This is a genomic window from Vulcanococcus limneticus LL (genome assembly GCF_943369875.1).
Taxonomy (GTDB): Bacteria; Cyanobacteriota; Cyanobacteriia; order PCC-6307; family Cyanobiaceae; genus Vulcanococcus; species Vulcanococcus limneticus_A.
In genome coordinates, this window is the sequence record NZ_CALROT020000008.1 from 22,817 (window position 1) to 43,727 (window position 20,911).

The 20,911-nt window shown below is 56.8% G+C and carries 10 protein-coding genes and 1 pseudogene; 3 read left to right on the plus strand and 8 right to left on the minus strand.

Annotation, left to right across the window (positions count from 1 at the left end; genetic code table 11):
* Positions 1-1,658: 1,658 nt before the first annotated feature.
* Complete coding sequence (locus tag ACLV7J_RS10125; protein WP_411868976.1) at positions 1,659-2,198, plus strand: hypothetical protein; 540 nt, start codon at positions 1,659-1,661, stop codon at positions 2,196-2,198.
* 98 nt (positions 2,199-2,296) lie between these two features.
* Here ACLV7J_RS10125 and ACLV7J_RS10130 read toward each other — a convergent pair whose 3' ends face one another.
* On the minus strand, positions 2,297-2,752 hold the full coding sequence (locus ACLV7J_RS10130) for a hypothetical protein (protein WP_411868977.1): 456 nt from the start codon (positions 2,750-2,752) through the stop codon (positions 2,297-2,299).
* Between the two features lie 155 nt (positions 2,753-2,907).
* A pseudogene (locus ACLV7J_RS10135) lies at positions 2,908-3,156 on the minus strand (hypothetical protein); the annotation flags it as partial.
* A gap of 209 nt (positions 3,157-3,365) precedes the next feature.
* Here ACLV7J_RS10135 and ACLV7J_RS10140 point away from each other — a divergent pair.
* Positions 3,366-4,430, plus strand: a complete 1,065-nt coding sequence (locus tag ACLV7J_RS10140) for a site-specific integrase (RefSeq protein WP_411868978.1) — start codon at positions 3,366-3,368, stop codon at positions 4,428-4,430.
* Between the two features lie 13 nt (positions 4,431-4,443).
* Here ACLV7J_RS10140 and ACLV7J_RS10145 read toward each other — a convergent pair whose 3' ends face one another.
* From ACLV7J_RS10145 to recN, 6 genes are all read right to left on the minus strand, one after another.
* Positions 4,444-4,989, minus strand: coding sequence for a hypothetical protein (locus ACLV7J_RS10145; RefSeq protein WP_411868979.1), 546 nt, complete (start codon positions 4,987-4,989; stop codon positions 4,444-4,446).
* Positions 4,990-6,453: 1,464 nt separating this feature from the next.
* On the minus strand, positions 6,454-6,591 hold the full coding sequence (locus ACLV7J_RS10150) for a hypothetical protein (protein ID WP_411868980.1): 138 nt from the start codon (positions 6,589-6,591) through the stop codon (positions 6,454-6,456).
* Positions 6,592-6,767: 176 nt separating this feature from the next.
* Positions 6,768-11,444: a lectin-like protein gene (locus ACLV7J_RS10155; RefSeq protein ID WP_411868981.1), complete on the minus strand. Its 4,677-nt coding sequence runs from the start codon at positions 11,442-11,444 to the stop codon at positions 6,768-6,770.
* Between the two features lie 499 nt (positions 11,445-11,943).
* Complete coding sequence (gene uvrA, locus ACLV7J_RS10160; protein ID WP_411868982.1) at positions 11,944-15,018, minus strand: excinuclease ABC subunit UvrA; 3,075 nt, start codon at positions 15,016-15,018, stop codon at positions 11,944-11,946.
* A 109-nt stretch (positions 15,019-15,127) separates the two neighbouring features.
* Positions 15,128-16,747, minus strand: coding sequence for a diguanylate cyclase (locus ACLV7J_RS10165; RefSeq protein ID WP_411868983.1), 1,620 nt, complete (start codon positions 16,745-16,747; stop codon positions 15,128-15,130).
* A 76-nt stretch (positions 16,748-16,823) separates the two neighbouring features.
* Positions 16,824-18,512 (minus strand): DNA repair protein RecN, encoded by a 1,689-nt coding sequence (gene recN, locus ACLV7J_RS10170; RefSeq protein ID WP_411868984.1) that lies wholly within the window; start codon positions 18,510-18,512, stop codon positions 16,824-16,826.
* A gap of 100 nt (positions 18,513-18,612) precedes the next feature.
* Between recN and ACLV7J_RS10175 the strand changes: the two genes are divergently transcribed.
* A complete protein-coding gene (locus ACLV7J_RS10175; RefSeq protein ID WP_411868985.1) occupies positions 18,613-20,874 on the plus strand; it encodes an AarF/UbiB family protein in 2,262 nt (753 codons plus the stop codon).
* The last annotated feature ends 37 nt before the right edge of the window (positions 20,875-20,911 follow it).

A 20,911-nucleotide genomic window follows, 5' to 3' on the forward strand; every position in this document is an offset into this window, starting at 1 on the left:
TATTGGTCGTGACAAAGTTGTTATCCGAATAAAGGGACAGACTCCTGGTGTAACTCTTTACCGATAAGCATTCTGACAGTATAGTTTCATGAACAATACAAAGACGGTAGACTTTCTCATGATTGAGACGTATTCCTCAGGCTTTGGCTAACATACGTCCATAAAGCCTGGTCCACTCTTTCTGATTAATCTTGAATATAATGGAATAGCCTGCGAACGTGTTTAACACATATAGCCAACTAAGGATATTCGTTTTTTGCTGTGCGAGGTCAGTCCAGCAAGCGACAACCTAGTCCATTTACTCTATTCCCGTACCATACCTGATCTACAGAAGTTCCTATAGGGTCTCATTCTCAGAATACATCTAGAAGATATAGTTTAATTACCCTAGAGTAGTGTTATGGTGGTGTACAGTATCCAAGATTTCCCTTTAGAGGCGGTTGACATGCAGCACGGAGTGGAACAAAGATTGAATTACCTGTAACTTCATTAATCCACAGCTGATTTCCATTGGGAAAGGAGTTTAGCCACCATCTGCCTGATCTTTTATCAGTATACAATGAAGAAGCTTGGGCAAGTCCTTTTGACCGTAATTTACGATTATCAAGATCTGTGGCTGGTCTTACAAGCCATATGGTGGTAACCACACCATCCTCCCACTTGATTTGATTGTTTTTGAATCCAGAACATTTGATTGCCTTTTGATTATATTCGCAATCATAAGGATAGGATCCACTCCGTGGTATCTGGCATCCTATTCCGTTTCCATAATTAGCCAGACATTGCTTTAGTGATCTCTGTTGAGCTTTCAATGGGGCCGAAGTCGCAACAGTGATTAGAATCACTGTAAAGAGTGGTTGTCCTACATATATTAGCTGCTTCATGTTACTTTTAGGTTAGACAAGCCAAGTTTAAAGATAAGGTGACTCTAGGGTATGTCGTTTATGGGTGACATGCGAATGATACTCTTTGATTATTGTAAAGGGTAAAGACTGGATGTGCGTCTAGGTTTGAATAAATCCATCTCCTGCCAGTTGCATCCTTATAAACCCTTTGAGACTTAATGCCATCTTCTCCGTTGCGCCCTACATCAGGGATAATAACCTCGGTCAATGGTCCGATTGAATTAAGCTTTAACTTAACCTTTCCATCTTTTGCTCTGATGAGGACATTATTATGGCCAGGTTCTCTTGCGCCAGATATCAGGTATTGTGCGTCCCTTTGATTTTCTTGGATTTTTCCGATACAGCTCCAAGCGTATGAGCTTGCCTCAGCTTCATGAGAGAGTATTGGCAGAATAAATAAGATTGCTGTCAGAAACAGATTTTTTGTCATAAGAGATTGCTTTTGGAGTAAGTTTTTCTCAATTCAGCAAGGAGAACTACCAATAATAAAACATCGATAGCCATACATTTGGGTCTAGAAGGTGTCGATTTTATGCAGTAACGGCATATCAAAGCAGGGGTTGAATGCTGACAAGGGGCACAAAGCTGCTCTCTGCCCCCCTCCAAATAACCAGTCCCCCCTCAAGCCACAACCCAAGCCACCTCCCCAGTCATCCCAACCAGCCAAATTCTCCCAGACCCCTTCCCGCAACTACTATCTCCGGCGGCTTGACATCTTGGTTACTATAAACGAACACCTTTTTATCAACTCCGATGAACCTAGGCAAAACAATATGCATTGCGGCACAACAACTAATATTTGCATCAACAATAATTGTGGGATTTCCGCTGGTAGTAAAAGCAGAGCAATGTGCGTTTAACGGAAAATGGGAAGGCTGCTCATTAAGTCTAATAACTTCAAATGGAAATCAAGTGGGCACAAGGGTTAAATGGTTAAGTGATGGCAAAGTCGTCTCATATTATTTTTTCAATTGCAATGAATATCCTGGTGGGCAAGATTGCAAGACCAAGATCGTAGAGGATAATGGGAGAATAACCTACGGCACCTCAGCCCACGGAGGCCGTGGTACTAACATAACAAGCAGCAAAGGCAATAAAACTTTAATACCCCCTTTCTCTACATCTAATCAAACTCAGATGCGTGATCTAGGGTACTACTGGAAAACAACAAGGGGGAGCGATGGCTCTAAGAAGATGCGATGCTTTAATACTGGAAATAACCAAGAGACAGATAATAGACGTTGCAAGATGGCAGAAGAGTTAATTAACGAGGGATACAAGCCAGGAGATTAGAGAACGGGTGCATCAGAAGGAGTTGAAAACAGGAATACACTCCCCAGAAACAACATTATGTGTTAACATTAAACAGAGCTATCAGGCTCAATTTGAATTCACCCACCAGCATACTTTCCGCCAGAAGCAGGATACTTGACCACAACTCCATCGGTTAATCTAAGAACTCTGTAGCCATTTTCTGTTGACACCCTAGCAACAGCCTTAAATTCCTTCCGCTTACCATAAGTAACGTTTGCACGTGTATCGGAAAGCCATTCAATCTCAAATGTGCCATGCCTAAATATAACTCCTCCGTAGGAGGCCCCTCCACTACCATAAGCACATGGCTGAGCCACATTATTGATATAACATTTTGAATAATCAATACAACGCGTATTATATTCACAAAGCTGAGCTAATGCTTTTACTGGCAACAGCATGGCTACGATAGCTCCGGCATTAAGGATCCTGTGCTTTATACTATTCATTAGGGAATTAAAGCTTTTATCATTATGCCATGATTTTAGGACCTGATAGCGGGATTTAATGGTTATACACGGATAGTCGTACACGTAGGGTAGAAATACTCATTTCCTTCTTGCTAATGCAATCACGCGATTGAGTATATGCATGCATTCCGACAACAGGAGCTAAGAATGGAATTGAAGCCACAACCCCCTTCACCCAATCCCCCCAATTCCCCAAGATCCCGTCCAGGATCTCCGCCTCAGCCCCCCGCCACCATCGGCGGATGCTGGGCCAGCACCTGCTTGAGATAGCGGCCCGTGTGGCTGGTGGGATGCTCGGCCACTTCCTCGGGGGTGCCCGTCACCAGGATCTGCCCGCCCTTGTCGCCGCCTTCGGGACCGAGATCCACGATCCAGTCGGCACAACGGATCACATCGAGGTTGTGCTCGATCACCAGGATCGAGTTGCCCTTGTCCACCAGGCGTTGCATCACATCCATCATCTTATGGATGCTGTGAGATCCCAATGAGGATGCTGGATCTCAAGGGTGCTCCGAGCGGTAAGCCAGAAGTCAAGCCACATTGCCTGAAATCCCCTTGCTCTGTATCTCCCTGAACCTCCCACGGCTACGAACGGCTTCAATGCAGGGGTAATGGCTTGGCTTGGCCTCAAGCCACCCAATAGCCAGGTGGACACAGCCTGATCCACTGGCTCACCATGAAAAAGCCACCTTCCCTGCGGAACAACAACGGGGCACTGCAGCTCCGAGTCCGCATCGACGGCACCGATGCATTCATCAACCGCTTGGGATCCTGGAGCGACCCTGCTGCCATTGCCAAGGCATCCGCTCTCAGTGCCCGCATCTGGTCGGACTACTGCGGTGGCGTCTTCGACAAAACCCTGAGGACGTACCAGACAACCAGTGACCATCAGGACAAGGGACTGCTGGAGGGTCTGGAGCACCTTGCCGCGGCGAATCGGCAGGGTCGAACGATTCATGCCTACCGCACCCTCCTGAAATACGGCAAAACCCTGCGAAACCGCAAGGACGTGGAGCTCTTCATTGCCTGGATGCAGCAGCAGGGTCTGAAAAATCAAACCATCGTCGGGATCCTCTCAGAATTCCGCCGAGTCCTTCCCGACTGCGGCAAACTCTTTGCCTGCTCCCTGAAATTCAACAAGACCCCAAGGCACACGGACGTGCTTTCGGCCGATGAGATCAAGGCGGTTCTCAAAGACCTACAAGCGAACGATGCCTGGTTCTATCCCCTGTTCTTCCTGTGGTTGAGCACGGGTCTCCGCAACGGGGAGCTCCGTGCACTCACCTGGGATTGCGTCAGGTGGCAGGAGGGGGAGCTCCTGATTCACAAGTCCCTGCGGGTCGATGGCTTGGCGACCCATCGCTTCATCGCCGCCCCAACCAAAACGGGCAAGGAGCGAGTTGTGCCAACCAACCCTCAACTGCTCCAGACGCTAAAAAACCACCAGATTCACATGGACCACTTGGGTCTCTATGAATCTGATGGTCTGGTCTTCGTCACCCCCATCACCCACCGAAACGTCTATGACGCACTGCTGGGCAAAGTCTGGAAACGATCATTGAACCGATGCGGTCTCAAACCACGTCGTCTCTATGCCCAACGGCATACCTTCATATCTCATGCACTTGCCATGGGTAACTCGGTTGCTGACCTTGCTCAGGTGGCAGGGCACAGCACCGAGACCATGCTCAAGATCTATGCCAAACCAACGGGGAAGGTCTTCCTTCCATGCTGGAAATGAAAGATATTACCAATCATGCCTTGATCCCTTGGCAACGAATTAGTTCTGACGCAACTTGACTCGGTGTCAGTAAAACGATAGTTCCATTAGCACGAAAACCAAGTTGCTCATCTGACCATGCTGACTGGCAGTCATAGGAACAACTGCTGATGCTAAAGAAAGGCATAGTGCTATGCGCAAAAAAGAACTTTGATATTAGTTCAGTGGCATAGCAATATGTGTCCTGCTTTTCGATCGGAGTTCCGATAAGAACATGAGTTTTACCATTGTCGACACTGACTCTGTTGATGTATTCCAATAGGACTGGGATTAACTCCTCCCATTCGACTATGCCCTCGGCATTGGACACAATATTAACAATCTCCGATGCAGAGTCATGGTCGACGTCAAGACCACAAGGGTATTCCCACGCATCTTCGACATTTGTTTCTAATTCACGACTTCTTGATAAGATGACGCAGCATCTCTTAGCAAGTGGAGCAAGAAGTTCTGCAATGTCTTGCCTATCGAACTCGTCATCGAGGATAATTTCGCAATATGTTTCTGTGATGTCAATCATGATGTTTCTAAAATATAATATAATGCCCTGTCTCCCCGAGCAAGGGTGCTGAATTAGAGATATTCTCTTCCGACTGCCGTTATATCGGTGTGCCGTTTCAACCCGATCAATATAGAACGACTTCCGGAATATGTCAACTACCTCTGTCCCTTGTAGTCTTGTTCGGGTTACCCCCATTGACCCCATCCTTATGGCGAAGAGGATAAGGACTCCTGCAATTCGTGCCTTTACCAGTTCTTCCGGCGTGAAATCTTTCCCTCTGATACTCCGTGTACAGATCAGGGTTGAGCGCCTTGATCAAATTGGCAAATGACAACTTCCTGTAGGCACAAGCATCTCTCTTGCAGGTGAAGGTCCAAGCATTCCATGAGTCCACCCAGATCAATGCACAGACCTTCTCATTGCGTTTGGATTCTGTCTTTCTACCTGGGGAGCAGAAAGGGCATGGAGCAACCCATTTAGGATGCTTCTGGCATCCTTTGAGAATAGGTTGATTAAAGTAGTACTGAAGGATCTGTTCTCGATACCTTTTATCAGTCACCGATTCTTTATTCATAAGATTATATGCGTCACACTGGTGATTATAAGATCTTGTTGTGATTCTGTCAAGATACCTTCTTGGCGTGTGTATACGCCGTGACTTGACATGGTTGAATATCTTGTGTATAATGCCTATGTTAGGTTTTGACGATTTTATCTGGATCTTGAGTTTCTGAAATACATAAATAACTACGTTAGTGTTTGATCAGGGTATAAGATCTTATAAGATTCAAAACAACAGATGAGTTGCCGTAGGCAACCTTGTGCGTAGCACAAGCAATTAAAAACACCATTTAAAACCTATTGGCGTATTGTATCTCCCATCAGGACCCATTCGCTCCCAATGATCCAAGAGAGAACCTCATAAGGAAACAAGCAACACCCCAAGAATATAAATACCTATATTCACCATAAGAGCTCGTCACCGAATGCATACAAAGACCCAAGAGAAGCCAATTCGCGAATCCTTATCATTCAAGCAACATGAGGTTTACCTTCTGGACACCAGAGATTCCTTATGTCAGCACTACAAGCTCAACAAGAGTGATCTGGTGAAGTTCCTGATCAAAAAAGAACACCAGAACCTCAAGGCACCCGATACCTACCTGTTCAAATGAAATCTGAATCCAAGCGGATCCTGATAGAGATCCAAAAGAAAGCCATCAACCCCATCACCCACAAGCCATCCTTCAGAACACCTGATGAGGTCCTTGAGGAAGCACTCGATCACCTCTACAGGCGGCTCAAGCAACAGAAGGTCCTCTGATGCTCTCAGAACCCTTATGAGACCCATGAGCGACCCATCAGATCTTGATGCTCCCAGCGACCCCAACAGCAGTCGCCAAAACCCCAAAGGGTCCCATTGAAAAGGGTGGTCAGCTCAAACCTACAAAAGTGGGTGCATCGGACCTTGATATCTCATGATCAGCCGGAGTCCTCCTGGTCCTCATCTTCCACCAGATCGAAGTGAAGGACATACAGCAGGTCCTCACTGGTCTCCAGAATCAGAAGGGCAACGTCAAACTGCTGGTAGAGAAAGGTGAACTGGTCCAGCACCTCCACTGGATCCTTGGGTTCTGATGGGAACGGTGGTTCTGATGCTTTGCACTTCATGATGCCTGGGATGCGGAGATCCCAGGCTTAACGCGTGAAGGTTGGATCCTTATGAGTAAAGATGAACCGCCATAAAAAAGGAGCACAACAGTGCTCCAATCGAATTCAATGAAGCCTTATAGGGATCAGATAATCGTGCCACCAGCAGAACCAGGCAGAACAACCTCAAAGGGATCCTGAGCTGACTGACCGAAAACTGTATAAGTCGAAAGATCAGTCAAACTCGTAAATCCACCTCCTGAAGCAGTTGCAATAGTTGCAATCAAATCATTACTACTCTTTTTCAAGATTTCAAAACTCACCGTTTCTCCCGTGACCTTGCCTCTCTTGTTAAGAGTTTGAACAACTTTGGAGTTAAAGACATAATCAGACTTTTGTCCAGCAAGTACAATGAAATCTTCAACTGCAAAGTTGTTGATCACCGCATGGCCAACTGCGTAGGCATCAGACCAAGCGCCTGATGATGTCTCACTCCTAAGATCAAAAATATCCTTGGCAGACAAGGTGCCGGTCAGAGTATCGACAGTCCCTGTGGCTGATACACCGCCACCAATCAACCAGTTAGTTCCTATACCACCTGTGATCGTGTCCGCACCACTTTTACCATCAATCACGACGAGACCTGAGAATGCCGCTCGGATTTCAATTGTGGTTGATGCAGGATCATCCTTGAATCCAGCAGCAGTGATCACGTTGTTTGCATCGCCACCATTGACAACTAAAGCATCAAGAGGTCTTGTGGGATTGTCAAGGTTGATGTTAGTCCAGTTGTAAGTAGTGGTTGCATTTTTTCCCTTGCCCCTCGTCGTAGTGTATGTTTCGACCTTAGGATCGTTCAAACTACCTGATATCACGATTGGAGTTATGACAAATGGTGCTGCAGCAATGCCAATTTCAGCCGTTGCTTCTGGAATATCACTAACCGCCAGTGCGTAAGTCGCAGTAACAGGTGTTGATCCACCAACCGTGCTATCGGCAACACTGACCGTGACGTCCAGAATTGGATTGGTCTCATAATCCAGTACTGCTCCTGCCTTCACATACAAGACACCAGCATCAGCCTCAAAGAGTGCTGCGTCAGCACCAGACAGCGTCACAGCATTGGTGCCAAGCGCATCATCCGTGATTTGGATGTCGGCAACTTTGATGCGGTTAGTGGTAACAGTATTCTCGAGCAGAGAAGTACTCTTATTAGTCAGCGTTACTGCAGTTGGTGCTTCGTTGACATCTGTAACTGAGAAGTCGAATGCTTGATCGTAGAAGGCGCCAAAGTCGTCAAACACTCGCAGGGTCGTCTGATAAGAACTCTTTGTTTCAAAGTTAGGAATATCAGTCAACTTGATTGAATTTCCCTGGATTTCAAAGATCTCGACCGTGTCAACAAGCTGACCACCCGAGCCAACAAACTTATAAGTGAATTGATCTTGTTGATCAGGATCAAAGGCAGTAAGGATCGCAATTTCTGTACCTACTACAGAATCTTCATCAAAATTACTAGAGGAGGAGGAAATACTGGTGGGACTCTGATTGAAGAACCCAACATTTTCAAATCCAGTCAAAGTTAAATCGACGGAGGAAAAGGACACTGAGAATATCTTGCCAACGGGATCAGCGAGATAAGCTTGGAGATCGTCAAAAGTTCCTTCAGCTTTCAGGTATTGAACCTCTTCACGAGTCATCTTCAAAGTAAGATTATCCGATCCAATGCCACCGTCAATTGCCAAGGATTGGCGAATACCATCAAAATTTGGGGGAAGTGCATTAATCCTTATCTCGACAGAGTCATCACCACCAAGCAGATTAATGACCTCAAAGGACTCAATATCAGTCTTGTCAACCCTACCAATAAGAGACTCATCGACAGAAAAGAGATTAATATCTTCTGATAAACTTAAGGTGTCAAATCCAAGTCCACCATTGAGCTTACCGAAGAGATAGCCAGTTGGGTTGATTGTCGCAAAGTCATCACCACCCTTAAGGTCCAAGGCATAGAAGTTTGTGAAATCAGTTCCATCTACTACACCAAGGCCTGGGCCGTTAATCGACGCGGTATTCGCATCATCATTCATAAATATCGAATTCAAGCCACCATTGAACTTATATCCAGGTGCAATTGGCTTAAATTCAATGGGAGGCGTCGTTGGTGGTGGTGGCGGGGATGTTACTTCTGAACCATCAGGATTGGTATATCCATCACTGTCACCCTGATAGTCATCGACATTGCCGTCATCTGGAACATAGATAACAGTACCCCCACCTGTAGCTGCACTGCCCCCGTTTAACAAACCTGTGAGCATCCCTCCTGAACGAATATAAACCTCATCGTTTCCACTTCCAAGGTTAATATTCTCAATTCCTGAGAACTGAATACCGTCCAAAGTTCCTTGGTTTATTCCGGTAAGTATCAGCTTGTTCTTTAGCGAATTGGCGTTTAATGTGTCAATTCCATCTCCGCCCTCAACTGTCATGGGAATAGAGTTGCCCGCACTCTCATTGATTGAGATTTCGTCATTGCCAATGCTTAGATCAAAAGTGAAGATATCTTCAAATGATCTTCCGTCGAGAGTTCCTTTCCCAGCCCCAGTAATTACCAGATTATTGCTAACGCTATAGTCGAAACCTGTGCCTCCACCTCCACCATTTGATCCTCCGTTAGTAATTTCTACAATTGCATAGCGAGGGCCGCTGCCGTCATTATTGTTGTCATTCCAGTATCCAGTCTGATTATCGCCTGAACTATAGTAATAGTTCAGTTCTCCCCAGTCCTCATCTCCGGTCTGAAGTTCATTGTCGGGAGATCCAGGTAGCCAGTTAGTGTAATCGACCTGTTCTCCACTTACCCAAACCCACATGCCTTCGGTTTTGATATCGTTAATTCCCATCCAATAAGAACTATGAAGTTGCCCATACGCTTGATTGAGCCATTGGTTTTCTTCATAACTGTTAATGGTTACCAGGTTACCTCCAAGCGAAACTGCTTTAGCTTGGCCTTCTGTCCATGTAGACGCTGGGACAACTACATAAATACTTGACCCAAAGCTAAGATAAGGTATCTCAGCTATTCCTCTGGTTGTTTCGTAAAAATCTACTCCACCGTCATATCCATAAGGTCCCCTAAAGTCGTTCCAAGTACCGCCATCATAGTGGCGCATTTGTGCCCAATTACCATCTCCACTCGGTTCGTTCGATGCAACTCGCCAATTGGTGTAAGTGACGGCGCTTCCATCAGACCATCCCCAAACATAATTATTCAAACGATTGAATCCAATCCAAGCATTGGCGGTTGATCTATATGATGGATCAAGAAGAGAATATACGACTGAGTTCTCTGTTGCACTTGAAATTGATGCGAGATTACCGCCCAGGCTTTGAGCATTTTGGCTTGCTTCAATCCAAGTAGGTCCATCTACAAATCGATATAATTTTCCAGTGTCTGATTGCTGTAAATAGACATCACGATCAATCGCCATGTCATCGAAAACTACTGATTCAAATCCAGATAACTCAAGCTGATAATCATCTGCTTCTGACAATGTCAATGGGTTTTCCGGATCGCCAGAGACTATCCTTATATTGCCATTTGCATCCGTGGAAACAATTACGCTGTAAAAGCTTTGTCGTATTCTTAATGTATCAAAACCCAGCCCGCCAGAAATCTTGCTTGATATTGCAATCCCAGATATGTCAACGATGTCATTGCCATCGCCCATTTCGATACTGGACTCTGAAAGCGCTTGTCGTGTAGACCACGCGCGAAGAGTATCATTACCGCCACCCATGATCACGGTAGAGTTAACTATTGCATAAGCTGTATATTGACTGTCAAAATGACCTGTAACTACTGATGATAAATAGTCATTATCTGCTCCCATGTCAATGGATGATCCACTAATAGAAGCAATCCAGTCGGTTGTTAGGTTAACAGAGACATTTAAACTATCTGTGCCAGCTCCAGCATTTAAATTAGACGAAAAAGCTGTTTGCGCATAGTAAGCCGAACCCCCGGTTACAACATTAATATCGCTATTGCCGCCACCCATCACAAGATTGTTGCCAACAAAGTTATAGCCATAATTACCACTTGTGATTGTGGAATCTATACGTACATAGCCATCTCCAAGGTTAAAATTGCTATTAACTATTGATCCGTTTGGCCCCCCGCCCCCATTGTAACCCGAAGAACTTATAAATGTATTGCCTAAGCTATCATTTATGGTAAGTTCGTATATTGTTGCATTAAACGGCCCAACAGAATAAGGAACGCCTGTGTATACATCGTCGCCCGAAGATCCATTGATTATTCCTGTAAATTGACTATTTAATTGATTTGTCCAATAGGTAGCACTTGGAGAGGGCGTGATGTTCCCAAAAGAGGGAGACTGATAAGCTTGAGATGCTTCTGCAAGTAAAACACTAAAGTCATCACGAATTTCAATCTGATCAGTATTAGCCGCAAATGCTTCGAGCTGGCTCTGGCTTGGATTTCCGCTAAATAATTGATAAGAAAAATACTCACCTTCATCCCCCTTAGAATCACCCTGGTTCAGCTGATCATCCAAATAATGTCCCAGCTCCTCCGTAAGAACCCGTTGAATCTCCTCATCACTCGCGGTCAGGAGCCAGTCCTGATTCAGGTAAATGGTGTCGGTGCTGTCCGCATAAGCACCCCGTGCACCACTGATGTCATCTGCCGACAGCAGCACAATCTGAGGCAGGTTCTTGAAATTCCCTGCTGACCACTGCGACACATAGCTCTGCAGCAGTCCCTCACTACCCTGCTTGGCATTGCTGCCGTCCAGCACCAGGGCATCAGTCGCAGCAGCAACCAAAGACCCGTCCAGCGACCACTGGCTAAGCAGCTCGTACCAGGTGGGCAGGATCTGGTTGAGGCGGTCCTGAGCAGTAGTCATAAGGTTTCGGTAGGAGCTCGGACCCGATCACCAGGGGTAACCCCCAGAAGACCAGTCCTTGCCTCTGTGACGAAGTATTGCCAGCAACTCTACTCTTTCTTAAGCATCTTCTCCCTGAAAAATAGGTGAGAGTGCTCATGCCACCCTTAGATCCTTGTGATAGCAGTCCCTCACTGGGGTCTAAGCCGTGACCTCCAAGATGGATTCCTGGAATATGCATTCTTTGCATAAGAATCCAGCCAGTCCCCCAGAGCACCTCACCCCACGCCTGGTGTCTCCCCTACCTCCAAGCACCAGAACCCACCCGGTCCCCCCTCAAGCCACAACCCAAGCCACCTCCCCCTTCACCCAATCCACCCCAGTCCCCCAGATCCCTTCCAGGATCTCCTCCTCAACCCCCAACCACCTCAGGAGGATGCTGCTCCAGCACCTGCTTGAGATACCGACCGGTATGACTGGTGGGGTGCTCGGCAACTTCTTCTGGGGTGCCCGTGACCACGATCTCCCCTCCCTTGTCTCCCCCTTCTGGGCCAAGATCCACGATCCAGTCGGCACAACGGATCACATCGAGGTTGTGCTCGATCACCAGGATCGAGTTGCCCTTGTCCACCAGGCGTTGCATCACATCCATCAGCTTGTGCACGTCAAAGAAGCTGAGGCCGGTGGTGGGCTCGTCGATCAGGTAGAGGGTCTTGCCGGTGGCGCGCTTGGAGAGTTCAGTGGCCAGCTTCACCCGCTGGGCCTCACCGCCTGAGAGGGTGGGTGCCGGCTGGCCCAGTTTCACGTAGCCGAGGCCCACATCCACCAGGGTGCGCAGGCGATCGGCCGCCTGGGGGATGGCGGAGAACACGTCGGCGGCCTGCTCCACCGTCATCTCCAGCACATCGGCGATGGTGTGGCCCTTGTAGGTCACCTGCAGGGTTTCGCGGTTGTAGCGGGCGCCCTTGCACACATCGCACTGCACATACACATCCGGCAGGAAGTTCATCTCGATCACGTTCACGCCCTGGCCGCCGCAGGCCTCGCAGCGGCCACCCTTGACGTTGAAGCTGAACTGGCCCACCTGATAGCCGCGGGCCTTGGCCTCCACCGTGGCGGCAAACACCTGGCGGATCGGATCGAAGGCGCCGGTGTAGGTGGCGGGGTTGGAGCGGGGCGTGCGACCGATCGGCGACTGGTCGATCACGATCACCTTGTCGATCGCCTGGATGCCCTTCAGCTCCCCCAGACCCGTGGGGAAGGGCACCTTCAGGCCCAGCTTGTGCTCCAGGGCAGGATGCAACAGCTCGTTCACGAGCGTGCTCTTGCCGCTGCCGCTCACCCCCGTGACGCACACCAGCCGCCCCAGCGGCACCTCCACATCAAAGCCGGAGAGGTTGTTGCGCCCGCAGCCCACCAGGGTGAGCTTGCGGCTGCTACTGGTGCGCCGCTCGGCCGGCGTGGGGATCGAGCGCCGGCCGCTGAGGTAGGCGCCGGTGAGCGACTCCTCCGCATCCAGCAGGTTCTGCAGCGACCCCTCCGCCACGATGTGGCCCCCGTGCACGCCGGCGCCGGGGCCGATGTCCACCACGAAGTCGGCGGCGCGGATCGTGTCCTCGTCGTGCTCCACCACGATCAGCGTGTTGCCCAGGTCGCGCAGCTTGATCAGCGTGCTCAGCAGCCGGTCGTTGTCGCGCTGGTGCAGGCCGATGCTCGGCTCATCGAGCACATAGAGCACCCCGGTGAGGCCGGCACCGATCTGGGTGGCCAGGCGGATGCGCTGGGCCTCGCCGCCCGAGAGGGTCATCGCCGGGCGATCGAGGCTCAGGTAGTCGAGCCCCACATCCAGCAGGAACTTGAGGCGCATGCGGATCTCCCGCAGCACCAGATCGCCGATCTGGATCTGGCGCGGCGTCAGCAGCGGCTCGGCCCCCTCGCTCTCGCCCACCCCCATCAGCGCCTCGATCCGCCGCAGGCTCTCGCCCACGCTGCTGCTGGTGAGCTCATGGATCCGGTAGGGCCCCACCCGCACCGCCAGGGCCTCAGGCTTGAGCCGCAGCCCCTGGCAGCTGGCACAGGGCACCAGCTCCAGGAACTTCTCCAGCTTCTGGCGCACCGACTCGCCGCTGGCATCGCGCAACTGGCGCTCCAGGATCGGCAGGATCCCCTCGAAGGGCCGCACGTAGCCGGCGCCCTTGCGGTAGCGGCTGTCGGCCTGGATGGCGATCGGCTCCTTGCTGCCGTTCAGGAGCACGTCCCGCTGGGCGTCGTTGAGCTGGTTCCAGGGCAGCTTGATCTCGAAGCCGAAGGCCTCGCCCACGGAATAGAGCAGCGAGAAGTAGTAGGAGTTGTCCTTCTCGGCCCAGGGCGCGATCGCGGCATACACCGGCAGCGAGGGATCGGGCACCACCCGCTCCACCGTGAACTTGCGCAGGTGGCCGATGCCGTGGCAGTCGGGGCAGGCGCCGTAGGGGCTGTTGAAGGAGAACAGGCGCGGCGAGAGTTCCTCCATCACGGCGCCGTGCACCGGACAGGCGAAGTTCTCCGAATAGAGCCGCTCCTGCTCCACCCCCTCCGGCAGCTCCTCGCCCGCCTTGGGCACCACCTCCACCAGGGCCAGGCCGTCGCCGCGCTTGAGGGCCGTGCGCAGCGAGTCGGTGAGCCGTTCCTGGATCCCCTCGCGGGCCACCAGCCGGTCCACCACCACCTCGATGCTGTGGGCGTGGTTCTTGTCGAGCTCGATGTTGTCGGCCAGCTCGCGCACCTCGCCGTTGATGCGCACCCGCGCAAAGCCCTCGGCCACCAGGCCGCCCAGCAGCTTCACGTGGGTGCCCTTCTTGCCGCGCACCAGCGGGGCCAGCAGCTGGTAGCGGGTGCCCTCGGGCAGCGCCAGGATCTGGTCGACCATCTCGTCGATCGACTGGGGCCGGATCGAGCGGTCGCACTCCGGGCAGTGGGGCTCGCCGGCGCGGCCGAACAGCAGGCGCAGGTAGTCCTGGATCTCCGTCACCGTGCCCACGGTGGACCGGGGGTTGTGGCTGGTGGATTTCTGGTCGATCGAGATCGCCGGCGACAGCCCCTCGATGGCGTCCACATCCGGCTTGTCGACCTGGCCGAGGAACTGGCGCGCGTAGGCCGAGAGGCTCTCGACGTAGCGGCGCTGCCCCTCGGCAAAGATCGTGTCGAAGGCGAGCGAGCTCTTGCCGCTGCCGCTCACGCCGGTGAACACCACCAGGCGGTTGCGCGGGATCGTGAGGTCGACGTTCTTGAGGTTGTGCTGGCGGGCGCCCCGCACCCGGATCACGTCCTCCAGGGAACCGCCGCTGAGGGCGCGGCTGCCATCCCGCTGGGCCGCCTTCTCGTGCAGGGTGAGGGCCGGGGGGGCCTCCGCCGGGCCCTTGGCCTTCGGCTGCCTCGCTTCGCTGCTGCCGGCCGTCCGTTTCGCTGCTGTGGCCTTGGGCCCGGAACCGGCGCTCGCGCGGGGCATCCAGCGTCTTCGTGAACAGCGGATTCTACGGGCGCTGGTTGGTGGGCCAGAGGTTGGAGCCGCCGCCGGGCTGGGGCTGAGGGCCGGCGCAGGGGCGAGGGGCTGCCGCTCAGGCCGACGCCGACGCGATGCGTGGCGGCAGCCCCGGGGCCGGCAGCACAGCCACGCAGTTGCGGCCGGCGGCCTTGGCGGCGTAGAGCCCGTGGTCGGCCATCTGGATCAGGGCCTCCAGCGACAGCTCGCCCGCCTCCATCGCCACCACACCGACGGACACGGTGATGTGGACCGGTGGGGTGGCGTCCGAACCGCTGGAACGCGGCATCACCGCCAGACCCTCCACCGTGCGGCGCACCCGTTCGGCCGCCGCCACGGCGGGCTGCTGGCCGGTTTCGGGCATCAGCACCGCAAACTCCTCACCGCCCCAGCGGGCGATGGTGTCGATCTCCCGCAGGGCGGTCTGGGCGGCCTCGCCGAAGGCCCGCAGCACCAGATCACCGGTGCCGTGGCCATGGCGGTCGTTGATCTCCTTGAAGTGGTCGAGATCCAGCAGCAGCAGGGCCAGGGGCGCTCCCGTGCGTTGGCAGCGGGCGATCTCATAGGTGGCCAGCTCCTCGAACCGCCGCCGGTTCACCAGCCCCGTGAGCGAGTCGGTGCTCGAGAGGCGCCAGAGCTCCTGGGCATGGCGATCGGTCTCCCGTTGCCGCTGTTGCGCCAGCAACTGGCTGTAGGCCAGCAGACCGGAGGCCGTGGCGGCCGCCAGATAGAGGGCCCCGATCAGCAGCTGGCCCTGGGGCGACGCCAGCAGGGATCCGCGCTGGAGCTGGTCGGGCGGCACCCGCATCACCAGCATCCAATCCAGGTTGCCGGACGGGCCACCGCGCCCGAGGCCGGAGCCCGGAGCCGCGCCGGGCCCCTGCTCGAGGGGGTTGATCGCCTGGTACACGAACAGTCCCTGCGGCCCCAGCTGCCGGCCACTCGCATGCTCGGCCAGGGGAGTCCGCAGCATCGGGAACCGCTGGAGCAGGTCGAGGGGCTGCTGGCGGGACCCGCCGTGGGGCGGCGCGCTGATCACCCGGCCCCGGGCATCGAGGATCCACGCCTCGGCCTTCAGCTCCGGCACCTGCAGGATGCTGGCGATGCCGTCGAAGCTGCCGTTGAGCTGAACGTCGGCCCAGAGCTCGAAGCGCGGATGGCCAGACGCATCCATCAGGGGGCGGCCCACGGGCAGCAGGGCCCGGGATCCCTGCCACACCAGATGCAGCACCATCAGCTGGCGCTGCTGCAGCAGCAGCTCGGCCTCGGCCTTGGACAGCGCCGCGGCGGAGCGGGTCTTCGCCGCGGCCATGGGGAACGCGGCCACGGATACGCCGGCTCGATCCAGAACCTGGATGGAGGGATAGCGGCCGTATTCGACCGCGAATCCCTCCAGCTGCTCCGCCACGGCACGCCAGTGGGCCTCGCTGGGCTGCTCCACGGCCGTGCGCACGGCCGGCATCCGGCTGATGATCCCCAGATCCCCGATCACCTCGAAGAACAGGCGCTCCAGGTCGCGGGAGGCCTCCCGCACCGCCCCCGTGGCCTGGACCTCGATCACGGCGACCCGCTGCCGCTCGAAGGAACCCAGCAGGAAGGCCAGGGCGACGCTGAGCAGCGCCGCGCTGGCGGCCGTGAGCACCCCGAAGCGCAGCAGCAGGGAACGCAGCGGGAACGGACGGGGCAGGGACGCCATGGCCTCGTTGTAACTCCCCGAGCCCTGGGACGCCTCCCCCGTTGGGGGCAGTGGGGCAGGGCGCCAGGGCCCGGGCTCAGGCGCTGCGCTTCTCCAGCAGGCTCGCGGCATAGCTGCGGGTCTCGCCGGAGTCGCCGCCGGCCAGTTCCGCCAGTTCCGCCTGGCGCGCCTGAGTGTCCCGCAGTTGGGACACCCGCGTGTGGGTGAGGCCGCCCACCACCTGCTTGGACACCCGGAAGTGGTGGTCGGCTGCGGCGGCCACCAGGGGCTGGTGGGTGACGCAGAACACCTGACGCTGCTGCGCCAGCCGCTGCAGCAGCTCCGCCATGGCCCCGCTCACCCGGCCACTCACACCCGCATCGATCTCGTCGAACAGCAGGGTCACGTGCGGATCCGCCGCGGCCAGGCAGGTTTTCAGGGCCAGCAGAAAGCGGCTCATCTCGCCGCCGGAGGCCACCTCCGCCAGGGGGGCCAGGGGCTGGCCGGGGTTGGCGGAGAACAGGAACTGCACCGCATCGGCCCCCTCCTCGCCAGCGGGCGCCGGCGCGATCGCCACCGCGAAGCGCACGTTGGCCAGCCCCATCGGCCGCAGGGCCGCCATCAGCTGCTGCTCCAGCTGCCGGGCGGCGCTGGCGCGCCGGGCGCTGAGCTGGGCATTGGCCTGATCCCGGCCCGATCGGGCCTCGTGCTCCAGCTGCTCCAGGGCCTCCAGCGACGCCTCGGCCCCACCGGGGGCCAGCTGCTCCCGCAGCTGGTCGCGCAGGGCGATCAGCCCGGCCAGATCCTGGCCGTGGCGGCGCTCCAGGGCCTTGAGCTGGGCGATCCGCTCCTGCAGCCCCGCCAGGCTCTCGGGGTCGCTCTCGAGCAGGGCGCCGTAGCGATCCAGGTCGCGGGCGAGATCCTGCAGCTGGGCCAGACCATCGCTGCAGCGGCTGCGCAGCTCCGCCACAGCGGAATCGCAGGCTTCCATCTGGGCCAGCTCCTGCTCGCAGGCCGCCAGGTGATCCAGCACCGACGGCGCCTGGTCGGCCCCCTCCACCAGGCGCCCCAGCAGGGTGCCCACCCCCTCCTGCAGGCGCACGCCATGGGCCAGCCGGTCCTGCTCCTGCTGCAGCCGCGTGCGCTCGGCGGGGTCCTGCAGCTGGGCCGCCTCCAGGTCGTCGAGCAGCTGCTCCTGGCGCTCCCGCTCCCGCTGCAGCTGCTGCCAGTTGGCCCGGGCCGCCTCCAGGGCAGCGGCGGCCTGCTTCCAGCTGCGGTAGGCGCGGGCCACGGGCTCCAGCGCCCGCTGCAGCTCCTCGCCGGCGAAGCGGTCGAGCCAGCGGCGCTGCTGGCCGGGGCGGGCCAGCTGCTGGGTCTGACCCTGCACCGTGAGATCGAGCAGCAGGGGCCGCAGCTCCTGGATCTGCGTGCGGCTCACCACCACGCCGTTGAGGCGGTTGCGGCTGCTGAGGCGGTCGTCACTGCGGCGCCACTCGCGGCTGAGCAGCAGCTCCCCCTCCTCGGCCTCCAGCTGCTGCTGCTCCAGCCAGGTGCGCAGGGGCGGGCTGAGGCTGAAGCTGGCCTCGATCACGGCCCGCTCAGCCTGGGGGCGCAGCAGCCGGCCACCGGCCGCGCCCTGGGCCCCGCCCAGCAGGGCGTCGAGGGCATCGAGCAGGATCGACTTGCCGGCCCCGGTCTCGCCGGTGAGCACCGTGAACCCGGCCCGGAAGTCGAGCTGGAGCTGCTCGATCAGGGCGATGTTCTCGAGGCGCAGACCCGTGAGCACGCCGGCCTCCGGAGTGGAACAGGTGTTCGCCCCGACCGTAGCGGCTGTGTCTTTCGTTTAGAAGGGGAACCGTCCCAGTCCGGGCAACCGGCACAGCGCCATGGCCCGCGCGCAGTCCAGCAGCGCTCCGCAGCCCGCACCCGCCCCCACGGCCGCCGGCGTGCCCGTCCACACCGCCGCCGAGGCCGCCCTGGAGGCGATGCAGGCGGCGGTGTTCGGCGAGGCGATGAGTGGTGGATCGGCCCCGGCGGTGGTGGCGGATGGGGCTGAGCCCCTGGAGCCAGCGGACGAGCCAGTCCCGGGCGACCCAGCGCTGTCCCACCCAGCTCCGTCCGGCTCAACGCCTCAAGGCCCCGCAGCTGCCGAGCCGCACCCGCGCGCCGAAGACCCCGAGCCCGGCCCGGCAGAGCAGCCTTCCCCCAGCCCAGCTTCCCGCTCCGGCGCGGCGGCCGACGCCGACCTCAGCGACTTCCTGGAGGCGGCCGGCCTGCTCAGCTACGACCCGGCCGCCATCACCCGCATCTATGCCGGCCACCCCCAGCGCCTGATCCGCCGCCTCTGGCAGACCCTGGTGCCCATCGGCCTCTACCTGCTGGGGGTGGGCGTCGACTGGCTCACGGGCCGCCTGAACAACAAGGGCCACGCCCGGGTCCGGGCCAAGGAGGCCGCCGACCTGGTGGCCTCGCTCGGCCCCGCCTTCATCAAGGCCGGCCAGGCCCTCTCCACCCGGCCGGACATCGTGCCGCCGCTGCTGCTGGAGGAGCTGGCCCAGCTGCAGGACCAGCTGCCCGGCTTCGATTCGGCCCTGGCCATGGCCTGCATCGAGGAGGACCTCGGGGCCCCGGTGGACGCGATCTACGCCGAGCTGGAGCGCGAACCGATCTCCGCGGCCTCCCTGGGCCAGGTGCACCGCGGCGTGCTGCGCACCGGCGAGCGGGTGGCGGTGAAGGTGCAGCGGCCGGGCCTGCGCGAGCAGATCACCCTCGATCTCTACATCGTCCGCAACATCGCCGCCTGGCTCAACCGCAACGTGGGCCTGATCCGCAGCGATCTGGTGGCCCTGATCGACGAGCTGGGCAAGCGGGTGTTCGAGGAGATGGACTACTGCAACGAGGGCGCCAACGCCGAAGCATTCGCCGCCCTGCACGCCCACAATCCGCGCATCGCCGTTCCCCGCATCTACCACCAGGCCACCAGCCGGCGGGTGCTGACGATGGAGTGGATCGATGGGGTGAAGCTCACCAACCTCGAGGCCGTGCGGGCCCTCGGCATCGACCCCGACGACATGGTGACCGTGGGGGTGAACTGCAGCCTGCAGCAGCTGCTGGAGCACGGCTTCTTCCACGCCGATCCCCACCCGGGCAACCTGCTGGCCCTGCCGGATGGCCGCCTCGCCTACCTCGACTTCGGGATGATGAGCGAGGTGAGCCGCGAGGCCCGCACCGGGCTGATCCAGGCGGTGGTGCACCTGGTGAACCGCAACTTCGGCAAGCTCAGCAAGGACTTCGTGAACCTCGGCTTCCTGGCCGAGGACGTGAACCTGGAGCCGATCGTGCCGGCCTTTGAGGGGGTGTTCGGCCAGGCCCTGGAGATGGGCGTCAGCCGCATGGACTTCAAGGCGGTGACCGATGACCTCTCGGGGGTGATGTATCGCTTCCCCTTCCGGGTGCCGCCCTACTACGCCCTGATCATCCGCTCGCTGGTGACCCTGGAGGGCATCGCCCTGAGCGTGGACCCCGACTTCAAGATCCTCGGCGCCGCCTATCCCTACTTCGCCCGCCGGCTGATGGAGGACCCGGACCCCGAGCTGCGCAACAGCCTCAAGGAGATGCTGTTCGACGGCGAGATCTTCCGCTGGCAGCGGCTCGACAACCTGATCAGCAGCGCCGCCAGCGGCAGCCAGCTCGATCTCGATGGCCTGCTGGATCAGGTGCTCGATTTCCTGTTTTCCCCCAAGGCGGGCCTGCTGCGCCAGCAGCTCGTGCAGGCCGTGGTGGACCAGCTCGATGCCCTGGGCTGGCAGACGGCCCTGCGCCTGGGCCAGCGGCTGCCCCAGCGGCTGCTGCCGCCGGGCCTGCGGGACCGCGAACCGATCAGCGCCGGAGAACTGGAGCTGCTGTCGCTGGAGCCGATCCAGCGGCTGGTGGAGATCCTGCGCCAGCTGCCGGGGTTCGAGCCCCAGCTGCTGCTCAAACGGCTGCCGCGGCTGCTGCAGGAAAGCGAACTGCGGCGCATGGGGCTGGATGTGGCCCGCGGACTGGCCGAACGCGGTGTGGTGCGGCTGCTGCGGGATGTGCTGGTGGCCCCCCAGACCCGCCGGCGGGTGGGGCTGGCCGCACGGCAAACCGCCCAGGCCTCCTGAACAGCCCACCTACAGTTCAGGCATCGATTCCCAGGCC